Annotated in this window: 15 protein-coding genes and 2 tRNA genes; 11 read left to right on the top strand and 6 right to left on the bottom strand. The window is 58.5% G+C overall.

Annotation, left to right across the window (positions count from 1 at the left end; translation table 11 throughout):
* Nucleotides 1-355: 355 nt before the first annotated feature.
* Complete coding sequence (locus tag LOH54_RS09885; RefSeq protein ID WP_231018881.1) at nucleotides 356-748, bottom strand: rhodanese-like domain-containing protein; 393 nt, start codon at nucleotides 746-748, stop codon at nucleotides 356-358.
* Between the two features lie 66 nt (nucleotides 749-814).
* On the opposite strand from LOH54_RS09885, the gene LOH54_RS09880 reads away from it, so the two are divergent.
* Together LOH54_RS09880 and LOH54_RS09875 are read left to right on the top strand one after the other, a co-directional pair.
* Nucleotides 815-1189: a hypothetical protein gene (locus LOH54_RS09880; protein WP_231018880.1), complete on the top strand. Its 375-nt coding sequence runs from the start codon at nucleotides 815-817 to the stop codon at nucleotides 1187-1189.
* 255 nt (nucleotides 1190-1444) lie between these two features.
* Nucleotides 1445-1972 (top strand): hypothetical protein, encoded by a 528-nt coding sequence (locus LOH54_RS09875; protein ID WP_231018879.1) that lies wholly within the window; start codon nucleotides 1445-1447, stop codon nucleotides 1970-1972.
* A 63-nt stretch (nucleotides 1973-2035) separates the two neighbouring features.
* On the opposite strand, the gene LOH54_RS09870 is transcribed toward LOH54_RS09875, so the two are convergent.
* Together LOH54_RS09870 and LOH54_RS09865 are read right to left on the bottom strand one after the other, a co-directional pair.
* Nucleotides 2036-2110, bottom strand: a tRNA-Glu gene (locus LOH54_RS09870).
* Between the two features lie 15 nt (nucleotides 2111-2125).
* A tRNA-Lys gene (locus LOH54_RS09865) sits at nucleotides 2126-2201 on the bottom strand.
* Between the two features lie 242 nt (nucleotides 2202-2443).
* On the opposite strand from LOH54_RS09865, the gene LOH54_RS09860 reads away from it, so the two are divergent.
* Genes LOH54_RS09860 through LOH54_RS09820 form a run of 9 tightly spaced genes read left to right on the top strand, consistent with a single transcriptional unit; the run spans nucleotide 2444 to nucleotide 9862 of the window.
* Nucleotides 2444-3391, top strand: coding sequence for an AAA family ATPase (locus LOH54_RS09860; protein WP_231018878.1), 948 nt, complete (start codon nucleotides 2444-2446; stop codon nucleotides 3389-3391).
* Nucleotides 3392-3398: 7 nt separating this feature from the next.
* The gene (locus LOH54_RS09855; RefSeq protein WP_231018877.1) at nucleotides 3399-4226 is read left to right on the top strand and encodes a DUF58 domain-containing protein; all 828 of its coding nucleotides are present in this window, start codon (nucleotides 3399-3401) and stop codon (nucleotides 4224-4226) included.
* A gap of 2 nt (nucleotides 4227-4228) precedes the next feature.
* Entirely contained in the window at nucleotides 4229-4627 is a 399-nt protein-coding gene (locus LOH54_RS09850; protein ID WP_231018876.1) for a hypothetical protein, read from the top strand.
* A complete protein-coding gene (locus LOH54_RS09845) occupies nucleotides 4620-5543 on the top strand; it encodes a vWA domain-containing protein (protein WP_231018875.1) in 924 nt (307 codons plus the stop codon). The genes LOH54_RS09850 and LOH54_RS09845 overlap by 8 nt, the downstream gene beginning before the upstream one ends.
* A complete protein-coding gene (locus tag LOH54_RS09840; protein WP_231018874.1) occupies nucleotides 5540-7237 on the top strand; it encodes a VWA domain-containing protein in 1698 nt (565 codons plus the stop codon). The genes LOH54_RS09845 and LOH54_RS09840 overlap by 4 nt, the downstream gene beginning before the upstream one ends.
* Nucleotides 7221-8312 carry a BatD family protein gene (locus LOH54_RS09835; protein ID WP_231018873.1) on the top strand — a complete coding sequence of 364 codons (1092 nt, stop codon included), beginning with the start codon at nucleotides 7221-7223 and terminating at the stop codon, nucleotides 8310-8312. Before LOH54_RS09840 ends, LOH54_RS09835 begins: the two co-directional genes overlap by 17 nt.
* 56 nt (nucleotides 8313-8368) lie before the next feature.
* Complete coding sequence (locus LOH54_RS09830) at nucleotides 8369-8830, top strand: NfeD family protein (RefSeq protein ID WP_231018872.1); 462 nt, start codon at nucleotides 8369-8371, stop codon at nucleotides 8828-8830.
* Nucleotides 8831-9685 (top strand): SPFH domain-containing protein, encoded by an 855-nt coding sequence (locus tag LOH54_RS09825; RefSeq protein WP_231018871.1) that lies wholly within the window; start codon nucleotides 8831-8833, stop codon nucleotides 9683-9685.
* Nucleotides 9686-9715: 30 nt separating this feature from the next.
* Complete coding sequence (locus LOH54_RS09820; RefSeq protein WP_231018870.1) at nucleotides 9716-9862, top strand: hypothetical protein; 147 nt, start codon at nucleotides 9716-9718, stop codon at nucleotides 9860-9862.
* A 230-nt stretch (nucleotides 9863-10092) separates the two neighbouring features.
* Here the strand turns inward: LOH54_RS09820 and LOH54_RS09815 are convergent, their stop codons facing one another.
* The 3 genes from LOH54_RS09815 to trhA form a co-directional block, all read right to left on the bottom strand.
* Complete coding sequence (locus LOH54_RS09815) at nucleotides 10093-10239, bottom strand: hypothetical protein (protein ID WP_231018868.1); 147 nt, start codon at nucleotides 10237-10239, stop codon at nucleotides 10093-10095.
* Nucleotides 10240-10395: 156 nt separating this feature from the next.
* A complete protein-coding gene (locus LOH54_RS09810) occupies nucleotides 10396-10728 on the bottom strand; it encodes a hypothetical protein (RefSeq protein WP_231018867.1) in 333 nt (110 codons plus the stop codon).
* Nucleotides 10729-10822: 94 nt separating this feature from the next.
* Complete coding sequence (gene trhA / locus LOH54_RS09805) at nucleotides 10823-11497, bottom strand: PAQR family membrane homeostasis protein TrhA (protein WP_231018865.1); 675 nt, start codon at nucleotides 11495-11497, stop codon at nucleotides 10823-10825.
* Nucleotides 11498-11507 lie beyond the last annotated feature (10 nt).

Genomic DNA, 11507 nt, shown 5'->3' with positions numbered 1-11507 from the left:
ATAATCAAGGCGACGCTTTGCACCCGAGGGCATTCCCTTTGGTCAAGGCCTGGCCTTAGCCAAGTCGAAAAGCGGCAACGCCGAGTATGGCTTTTCTCTGAAGCGCCCTTCGGGAGGGCTTTTGAAGCACGATCTTTCCTCCGTTTTCTTCTTGACTTAGCTACGGCTAGGCCTGCGCTGAAAACAAAGAAAATCTTACGCTTCAAAATCTCTCTGAGATCCATACAGGGTTTTTAGAGGTGCCCTTAATACAGTAACAGGTATAAAAATCCCCAGAAGAGAAAGACGATCAGCGCGATGACGCCGAAAACAACGGCGACCCGCAAGAGAATCAGCAGGGCGATTTTAAGCGGTTTCACTGATAGGGGACGATGGGAAGCCCCGCGCGGTAGGCGGTCATGATGCCCCCTTGCAGGTTGTAGACGGTATAGCCGTAGGTCTGCGCCAGGAAGGGGGCGAGCATCGACGTGCGGCTACCGGTGCGGCAGATCAGGGCGAAGGGTTTTGTCGTATCGACCTTGGCTTTGAGCTGAAGCATGAAGCGGTCGACGTTATAGCTCCCTTTCTCGTCGAAGAACATGATGGGGATGCTCCCTTTGACCAGGCCGGTCTCTTTCCATTCGCCGGGGGTCCGGATATCGACAATGGGGATCTGCTTGGCGAGAAGGGCCTGGCTTGCCGGTGCGTTGATGACCTCGGCATGCAGGAGCCCGGAAACGATGAGGCAAAAAAGAATCAGTTTTTTCATAGAGCGTTGCAACCTTATTAGAATAGGTATAATTATACCGTTTGAGCTCCCCCGAAAGGTGAACTATTGGCAAAAGCGTCGGCGAAAAAAGTGGAAGATGCCGCGAGGCTCCGCTATATCCGGGTACTCGAGCGTTTTACGAGCAGTATCACCAAGTATCTCTTCAAGGCCGAAGAGCCGACGCGGGAGCAGTTCGACAAGAAAGTCGACAACAACCGCAAATACCTCGACCGCATCGAGAAGGTCCCGCTCTACAAAGGGGACTATAACGACCTCGAAACCCTCGTGACAAAGATCCTCGCCTTCCGCGACGGCGATGCGACGATCGAAACGCTTAAAGAGGATATCCTCTACACGGCCAACCAGATCGAAAAGTCCATGAACCGCCGCCGCTATAAAAAGGACAAACACACCTCGGACAAGTTCAGGGATTGGGAATAATAGTAGCACTTCTTCTCTCTTCCGCATTTTTTTTCAGTGCATACCTTTTAAGAAAAAAGCCATTTTGAGCGCATATTTCTCGAAAAAGTATCAATTTTACCCATTTTTCTTAAGCCATCTATTCCCTGTGTCACGGAAGGTAGCAACATTTTTGTATTAAATCTTCTTAATAATTTTATTTAAAACGATTATCCATCGACCTTCAACGCACATTTCCTGTAAAATTCCACGCATTTTTTTGACGAGGAAGCTTTATTGAAACGTCTAGTGATACTTTTCTATGCCACGACCGAATTCCTGCGCGCCGCGCTCACGCCGGAACAGCTCTCGACACTGCAGACCGTGCGGGATGTCGCGCGCAGCATTCCCGACCGCAGCGGCGAGACGTACGAGAACACGCTCAGCGCCATCTGTCTGACGGAGAGCAGTGCCGGTCGGAATATCATCGGGGATTTTCATAAAGGGGTCGACATCACCAAGGCATCGCTGGGGCCGATGCAGGTGCAGGTGGCCACAGCCCGTTATGTGGCCGCGCGCGTCAAGACATTGGCATGGCTGAAGGCGCGCAGCGATGTGCAGATCGCCAACCTACTACTCACCGACCTCAAACTCTCCGCCGGCATCGCCGCGCACTACCTCGTCATCCTCAAAAACCGCCGCCACGACTATATGAAAAGCGTCAGCGGCTACAACGGCGGCATGGTGAACTGGCCCTATTTCGGACGGGTCATGAAGCATATGAAGCTGGTCAAACGCCTGGTGGCCTCGGGCGCGCTCCAGTAATAAACGCAATAAGAGCATCTTTTATTATTTCAGTATTTTTCAGTGTAAAAATGGTTGGGAAGGTGGTGACCCCACGGAGACTCGAACTCCGGTAACCAGAATGAAAATCTGGGATCCTAACCGCTAGACGATGGGGCCACTAAGGAGTAACAATGGTGTCCCGTGTTGGATTCGAACCAACGGCCACATCATTAAAAGTGACGTGCTCTACCAGCTGAGCTAACGAGACATTCAAACGTTAAGATAAGCTCTCTTCGTTTGTGGACGGGAATTATACGAAAAACGCACTTCAAAGTCAATAGTTTTTCGGCAGATATGCCAAAAAAATCAAAAAAATGTGCACCGGCACTTTTTCGGCGCCGAAACGGGATTTTTTTTCACCTTCCCTGCACGCATCCAACGGCATCGGGGCAGGGCAATCTATACCTTCAAAACGCTATAATGGCCCCATTGTCCTTATGAAGGTTTTTAATGTACTCCAAAATCGAAGCGATCAAGTCCGAGGTGGCCAAAGTCGTCGTCGGTCAGGAAAAGATGATCGACGGGCTGCTTATCGGCCTGCTTTGCGAAGGCCACATTCTTATCGAGGGGATCCCCGGGCTGGCGAAGACGACGACGGTGAAGGCGCTGTCGCAGAGTCTGGGGCTGCAGTTCAAGCGGGTCCAGTTCACCCCGGACCTCCTCCCCTCGGACATTCTCGGCGCCGAGATCTACGACCCGCAGCATAACGCGTTCAAGATCAAGCACGGGCCTGTGTTCACAAACCTGCTGCTGGCCGACGAGATCAACCGCGCCCCGGCGAAGGTGCAGTCGGCCCTGCTGGAAGTGATGCAGGAGCGTCAGGTGACAATAGGCGAGGAGAGCTTCAAGCTCGCACCCCCCTTCTTTGTTATGGCGACGCAGAACCCCGTGGAGCAGGAGGGGGTCTACCAGCTTCCCGAGGCGCAGCTCGACCGTTTCATGCTCAAGCTCAAAGTCGGCTACAACACGAAAGAGGAGGAGCTCGAGATCGCCCGCCGCATTGCTGCGGGCGTTTCCGAGACGATTAACGCCGTCATCTCCCATGAAGACCTGGAGGCTCTCAAAGCGGAGGTCAAACAGGTCCACATTGATGAAGAGGTGGAACGCTACATGATCGAGCTGGTCACTGCGACCCGCGAGCCCAAGGCGTACGGGCTCGATGACCTGGAAGATCAGTTGCAGTTCGGTGCGAGCCCCCGGGTGAGCATCGACATGTTCAAGGCCGTCAAGGCCATGGCCTACCTACGCGGCAAGGATTACGCCAGCCCTGTTGACGTTGCTTTCATTATCAAAGAGCTGATGCGCCACCGTATCGTGCTCAGTTACGAGGCCGAAGCGGACGGCGTCACGGCGGACGAAATCATCGACCGTGTGATTGAAGCGGTCCCGCTGCCGTAGGAGCCTTATGGGAACGGTTCAGCGCATCCTCGTCAAGGCCCGGCGCCAGGTCTTCAGCGAACTCATCGGCAACAACCCTTCCATCTTCCATGGGGAGGGGTACGACTTTATTGAGCTGCGCGAGTACATGCCCGGCGACGATATCCGCCATATCGACTGGAATATCACGGCGAAGATGCGCACCCCCTATATCAAGATCTTTCGCGAAGAGCGGGAGCTCAGCGTCGTTGTCGCGATGATGCTCGGCGGCAGCGTCCATTTCGGTCAGCACCGTTTCAAGCAGGAGGTGATGGCCGAGATCGCCGCGACGGTGGGTTACGCCGTGCAGTACAACAGCGACGCGCTGGGCTATATGCTCTTTGCGGACCGTCTTTACGAGGAAGGGCGCCCGACGAAGAACCGCTACGCCGTCTCCGAGCTGACGCAGAAGGTTGATGCTTTCGAGGCGGTCGGGAAGAAGAGCGATTACGACGCGATGGCCAAGACGCTCTACCAGCGCATCCGCCGCCGTTCGCTGCTCCTCGTCGTCGGGGATTTCTTCGAACTTCCCCAGCTGCGGCTGCTGGCAAAGAAGCACGAGGTCGTCTGTATCATCGTCCGCGACCGTCTCGAAGAGCATCCGCCGCCGTTCGGTTTCGCGTCGCTACGCGACCCCGAGAGCGGGATGCTGCTCGAAGGCGATTTCAACGCCCGGACCGTCCGCAATTATGAAGCGAAGGTCCGCGAGCATGATCATGCCCTCTACGAGCAGCTTCGCAAAGACGGCATCCGGTTTACGAAGGTCTACACGGATGATCATATCGGCGTCAAACTCCGGCGTCTGTTCGAGGGGTGATGATGCGTTCAGACGATATCCCGCTGCATGACATCAAGCCCCTGGTCGAGATCCATGACTACACGCCTTACTACCTGGCGGCTGCGGCGGCCGTAGTACTTTTTTTCCTGCTGCTCGTTCTCTATTTGCTGATTCGCCGTTATCGCGAGGAGAGAAGGGAGAACGGCCGTCGGACGTCTCTGAAAGCATTGGAAGCGGTCAACCTTGACGATGCGAAGCAGGCCGCCTACGCCATCACCCGCCTCGGCCGCCGTTTCGCGGAGGACTCCCCACAGCTTCAAGAAGCTTTTATGAACCTGGAGCAGCGCCTAGAACCCTACAAGTTCCGCAAGCGCGTGCCGCCCATCGACGAGGAGACCCGTGCGTATTTCAGGATCTATCTCGGGATGATCGATGTTTGAAGGGGTCTTTTTCGAATTCCCGAAAGTCATCTCCTTCCTCTTCATTTTTCTGGCCTGCGAGGCGCTATGCCGACTACGCCATCAGGGCTTCTACTTTCCGCATCTCGCCGCCTTCGCCGCGGTCACACTCAAACCCTCTTTCTGGCTCTGGCTGCTCAAATGGGCTTCAGTGATCCTGCTGCTTGTCGCATTGATGTCGCCGGTGAAAGAGCGGGTCTACCAACCCGTCAGTACCCCGGGGTACGCGATCAGCCTGGTGGTGGATGCCAGCGCCTCCATGCGCAACGGTGACTTTGACCCGGATGACCGCACCCGCAGCCGGTTCGAGGCGGTCCAGGAGATCCTGCAGGCCTTTGCGGCGCAGCGCAGCAGCGACAGCGTCGGCCTCGTCGTCTTCGGCACCCATACCTTTACGGCCGCGCCGCCCACGACCGACATGGGGATGCTTTCGCAGATCATCGGGCAGCTCTACGTCGGCATTGCCGGCAAATACACGGCGCTCTACGAGGCGATGGCCCGGGGGATCGTCTCGCTGCACGGTGCGAAGAGCGCCGAAAAGATCGTCGTGGTTCTGACCGACGGCCGGAACACGCCCGGCGCTCCGGTGGGCAGCGACGTTGCCCTTGGGCTGGCGGCCAAAGAGGGGGTGCGCCTCTATGCCGTCGTTATCGGGGAAGACCCCGCCCCGCAGGAGTCGATTCTTGAGACGCTCACGGCGCAGAGCGGCGGCGCGTATTTCACGGCAAGCGATAGTGCATCCCTTGCCGATGTCTACGCGCAGATCGATACCTTGGAGAAGTCGCCCCAGCGTCCGCCGGTGCTGATCGTCAATGAGTATTACTACATCTACCCGCTCTTTGCCGGCTTTTTGACGCTGCTGCTCTATATCTATCTGCGCAACCGGAGGGTGGCATGACCTTTCTCCACCCCGAGTTCTTCTACCTGATGCTGCCGCCGGTTCTGGTCCTATTCTACTTCATGCTGACCCAGAAGGAGCCGGCGGCGGAGCTCTTTGCCGGCCCTGTTTTCGAACGGCTCCGGGTGAACGAAAAACGCCTCTCCCTCCGTCAGCGCAACCTGATCTATCTGGCCATATTCGTCCTGCTGATTGCAGCAATGTCCCAGCCGGTTCTTACCGAGGCGACGGCCGTCGTGAAGGCGCCGGACGAGGCGTTGACGGTCGCCGTCGACATTTCGGCATCGATGCAGACGGAGGACGTCTACCCCTCCCGCGCTGCCGTTGCGAAAACGAAGATGCTTGCGCTGGTCGCGCGGGCGAAAAGAGAACAAATAGGGGTATTGGCCTTCGGCCGGGACGTCTATACCGTAGTGCCGCCAACGGCGGACAAAAGTGCGCTGACGGCGCTGCTGGAAGATTTCGCGTCCGACACCTACGCTGAGAAAGGGACCGATATCATGGCGCTGCTGGCCGCGGCGAGCGGCGTGATGGGCAAGACGGGGCGGAAAAATCTTCTTTTGCTCACCGACGGAGGCGACGGTCGCGACTTCTCCGAAGCGATCGTTTACGCGAATGCGCAGAAGCTCCACCTCTACATCCTTGGGATCGGGACGGCTGAAGGGGGCGTCTTGCAGCAAGACGGTACCCCTGTCCTGCGGGGGGAGAAGCCGGTCAGGACAGCGCTGAACCCTTCTTTGCGCTCCCTGGCCGAATCCACGGGCGGCGCTTATGTTGACACGACGGTGGGCTCCCGCGACATCGCCGCGCTGCTCTACGAGCTTCGCCGCCATGCCGAAGGGGGCGAGACGGGGGTCAAGGAGATCCGCCGGTACGGTCAGCTCTACATTTTGCCGCTGGGGCTGGCGCTCTTTTTGCTGCTCGTGGCGAACGCCTCGATGAGCCGCCGCGAGCGCGTGGCCGTTCCTCCGGCACTGCTGCTGGGGGTTCTGCTGTTCGGACATACGGCAACGCTGCGGGCGGAGTCCTTTGACTACGAACTGCTGGAGACGGCGCAGCACTATTATGAGCAGGGCGATTACGATCGCGCGGCCCGCGCCTTTTACCGCTACGGCGTACGTAAGGATAACGACCCCCAAGCGATGTACGACAGCGCCCATGCCCTCTACCGTGCGGGCAGATACGACGCGGCCGCGGCATTGTGGGGACGGATTCGCACCAAGGAGCGGCTGCTGCAGTTTGCAACCCTGCACAACCTGGGGAACGCCCGGGCGATGCAGGGCGGCAGGGAGAACCTTGAAGCGGCGATCAAGGTGTACCAGAAGGCGCTCTACCTCCAAAACGACCCGCAGACGCGGGAGAACCTCTCCATCGTCCGGGGGCGGCTGATGCGCCTGGTGCAGGCGGAGCGACGCCGCAATGCAGCGGCCGCAATGACGGAAGCGGGCGGGGAACACAGTGCCTCCGACGCTTCCTCTCCGGCAGGCGGCGCACAGGCCCCTTCCGCGCAGACGGAAACATCCGAGGGGCAGGAGGCAAAGCCCTCCGAAGCCTCGGGCGAAGCGAAGACGGCGGCGATGAGCGATTACGAGGCGGCGATGTGGCGCCAATCGCTGCAGCGGCAGACCCGGACGCACCTCTACAAGATCTCGCCGAAGCGCGCGGGGGGAGGCGACCATGTCGATCCGTGGTAAAGCGCTGGCTCTGCTGATGGCTGTCAATGCGCTTTCGGGGTACGAGCTGACGGTCGAGAGCTCCTCACGCCAGGTCTACCAGGGTGAACCGCTGCAGCTTGTCTACCGTTTTGCGCACACCGCGCCGGACAAGGGGGTCGATTTCCGTTTCGCGGCGCCGGAACTGGCGCATTTCCAGCTGCTGCAGAGCCATGCCGAGGAGCGGAACGAAAACGGGAAGGAGCTTTGGGAGAAGACGTACGTCGTCGCCCCGCTTCAAGGCGGGGAGCTCTCGAGCGGCACGGCGGCGATGAACGTCGCCGAACGCACCTATACGCAGGATGCGTGGGGGCAGTGGATGCCGTCGGTGACATGGCAGCAGCATCTTTTCGAACCCGTAACGCTCTTTGCCAATCCTGTCCCGGGCGGGGTGCAGGCGGTCGGCGATTTCGCGTTGAAGGCCGTCATCGACCGCAACACGACCGAGAGCGGCGGACCCGTCCGCCTTACCTTGTCGCTCTCGGGGTGCGGCAACCTGGCAACGGCACAACCGCTGCGGATGGCGGTTGCCGGTGTGAGCGTTTTTGACGAGGGGCATACCGCGAATGCTGCGTGGAAGGACGGCTGCTATTACAATGAAGTGAACCGGACCTTCGCCCTGGTCGGCGCGCGGGACTTTACGATCCCTTCGGTGCGTTTTCGCAGTTTCGACCCGGCGACGCAGCGCGTCGTCACGGCGTCGTCGCTGCCGATACCGGTCCACGTCCGTGCCGCGGTGCATTCACAGCAGAGAGAAATTCCAAAGGAGGAGACGATGACGATCTGGAGTCTGGCGGCGGGGAGTGCCGCCGGTTTTGTCCTCGGCGTCGCGCTGACGCTGCTTGCCGTGCGCCGCAGAAGCAAAGAGGAGCGGGTCCATGTCGACTCGCTGCGCACGGCGCTGGTGGCACTGTTCAAGCACCTGGACGATCCCGAAGCGAAAAAGAGCGCAGAGGCGGTAGAGAAGTACCTCTACGAAGCGGCGGAAGCTCCGGACAGCAGCAAGATTGCCATGTTGCTCGGCCGTTTGAAACGTGGGGAGCGGAAAGCGCGTTGAGGACATACTCATGCAGGTTTATTCGCTATACTTGTATGAACACGGAGGAGTAAAGCATGCTCGATTGGTTGAACGCAAACGTGGAGTGGTGGCACTGGGTGATCCTGGGGATGGTGCTGATAGGCCTGGAGACGATGGCGCTGACCTTTCTGCTGCTGGGAATCGGCGTCGCCGCGATCCTGACGGGTACGCTGGCCTATCTCTTTGATCTTTCATTTTCTACGGAACTGCTGATCTGGTCGATCCTCTCCACGCTCTTTGTCGTGGGGTGGTGGCGTTTTATACGGCAACGGACCGTGTCGGAGAGCGGTCAGCCCAATTACAGGGTCGACACAAAGGGGACCGTCACCGAGGGGATCGAACCGCCCCAAAGGGGAAAAGTGCTCTTTGATATCCCTGTCCTGGGCAACCGCGAATGGCCCGCTTTCGCCGACGAGCCGCTCGCCGTAGGCACCAAAGTTCGTATTGTCGACGTCAGCGGCCAGCTGATCAAAGTGACCCCCCTCAAGGAGAACTAAATGGTTTCACTCTATCTTATCGGCGTCTTCGCCCTGGTTATTATCGTCACACTCTACAAAGGGATCAAAGTCGTCCCTCAGGGCGAGGAGTGGGTCATCGAGCGGCTGGGCAAGTTCTACCGGACCCTCACCCCGGGGCTCAATCTCATTATCCCCTACATCGACGGCGTGCGCGAGCGGATGACGACGCGGGACATCATCCTCGACGTCCCGCAGCAGGAGGTCATTACGATGGATAACGCCGTCATCCTCACCAACGCCATCGCCTTCATCCGGGTGACGCGCCCCTCCGACGCGGTCTACGGCGTCGAGGATTTCCGCATGGCCATCGTCAACCTCGTTATGACGACGCTGCGTTCCATTATCGGGGAGATGAAGCTGGACGAGGCGCTTTCCAACCGCGATATGATCAAGGCCCGCCTGAAAGAGCAGATCATCGACGACGTCGCCGACTGGGGCGTCACCGTCAAGTCTGTCGAGATCCAGGACATCAGCCCGAGCCCTTCCATGCAAAAAGCGATGGAACAGCAGGCCGCCGCCGAGCGCGAACGCCGTGCCGTCGTCACCAAGGCCGACGGGAACAAGAACGCCATGATCCTGGAAGCCGAAGGGAAGCTCGAGGCCGCCAAGCTCGAAGCGCAGGCCCAGGTCGCACTGGCCCAGGCCTCTGCCGAAGCGATCGCCCGTATCTCGGAATCGATCCAGGAGAAGGAGCTGCCCGCCATGTTCCTGCTCGGCGATCGCTACATTGCGGCACTGGAGAAACTGAGCGAGAGCCAGAACGGCAAATTCGTCGTTTATCCCGCAGACGTTCAGCAGGCGGTCAAAGGGATGCTCGGCAGCGTCTTCAAATAACGCCGCTCAACCTGGCCAAAAGGAGTGACGATGAAAGGCATCACGGGGACAGCAGCCGTACTGCTGCTGGTAAGCGTGCTTGAGGCGGGGGAAGTGGGCCCTATGAACACCTTTGTCGCCAATACGCCGGCCCTCGCCGATGAGGTCAACGCCAACTTCGGCGAGCATACGACGTAGATCAACGACAACAACAGCCGCATCTCGGCCAACACCGCCGCCATCGCCGCGATCGGTCTGGTGGGATGGAGTACCCTGGCCGTCCCCCGGACGACATCCCCTCTTACCGGGACGTTTGTCGGGGAGTTCGTCAAAATAGGCGATATGGGGAGCTATGTCAAGCAGCAGGACGCATCGGTGCTCGAGATCCAGTACAGCGGCCGCATCTGTGTCGGGGTCATTGCCGACGATCAGGTCATTTTCGAACTGCGGGTCGACGACACACCTTCGTCGGCGGGACCTGCGCGTACGATGCTGCAGTATGGCGAAGAGGGGGTCTTCCTTCGCATCCGGCGACGATCACGGGGATCTTCGACGGCCTCTCGGCCGGCAGCCATACCGTCAGTATGTGGGTCAGAGCCGAGTCGTCCGGGATGGCTGTCGGGTCGACAAATGCGCTGTACAATCCTGCCGACAGCAGTGCGGATCATCTTGTCATCAAAGAGTTCGGTACGCCGTAAGCCGGCATTCTCCGCAAGGCTAGGTTCATCCGGTTATACTCCGAAATAGGGTTCGAGTTCGACATTGGCCATGCAGCCGGTGTCGATGTCCCTTAAATGCCTGAACAGCTCCCGCAGCAGCGCATGGCGTTCTTCGCCGGAGGACATGACAAACGAAAACTGCAGGTTCCGATACCGGTCCAGCTCTTCGTCGATGTACTCACCGGACACCTTTTGCTCGAGACTCATGCGGTCGACATCGGCGACAGCGTTGATCGTGCGGATATACTGCTCGACGATCCACCGGGCCTCGTCATTGATACGCGTGTCCATAATCCCGCCGAGATCGTAAATGTCGATGGTGAAGGAGCCGAGATACCTTTTCATAACACTCCTAGTACTTGCTTCTGCTGCAATTTTTACGCTTCATTATCATCTAAAAAGTGCATCCCCCTCTCCACTTTGCAGTACAGCGGCGGAACTATCGGCTTGGAATGAGAAAGAGGACGACAAAAAAGTGAAAAACGCTGCCGCCGAGGACAAAGAGGTGCCAGACGGCATGGTTGAGATGCAGTGAATCCCAGACGTAGAAGATAATCCCCAGGGTATAGGTGAGCCCGCCGGCAAGCAGGAGGGAGAGGGTGAGCGTGTCGACGTGGGCCAGCATCGGTTTGGCGGCGACGAGTACCAGCCAGCCCATCAGGGCGTACAGGACAAGGGAGAGGGTTTCGAAACGGCCGTGGTAGGCCACTTTCAGATAGATGCCCAGTGCGGCGACTCCCCATTCGACGCCGAAGATGATCCAGCCGAATGAGCCCTGGATGCCGAGCAGGGAGACGGGGGTATAGGTCCCGGCGATAAGGAGGTAGATGGCGGAGTGGTCTAGCTGCTGGAGAATCCGTTTCGCCATGGGAGCGGTGACGGCGTGGTAGAGGGTGGAGATGCCGTACATCAAAATAAGCGCGATGCCGAATACCAGGGCGCCTGCGAGCGCTTTGCCGCTGCCGCTCTGGGCTGCAAGCAGCGTCAGGATGCTCATCGCCGCGACGCTGAGCAGCAGGCCGAGCCCATGGGTGACGGCGTGCCAGATCTCTTCGGCGATGGAAAAAGAGTTGATATTCTGTTTGATTACGGCGCCTTTTGAGGAGGTTGTCACATTATACTCC

Source organism: Sulfurimonas sp. HSL-3221, from assembly GCF_021044585.1.
GTDB classification, from domain to species: domain Bacteria; phylum Campylobacterota; class Campylobacteria; order Campylobacterales; family Sulfurimonadaceae; genus Thiomicrolovo; species Thiomicrolovo sulfuroxydans.
Note: the sequence above shows the minus strand (reverse complement) of the source record. Positions and strands in the feature narration are given on the sequence as shown.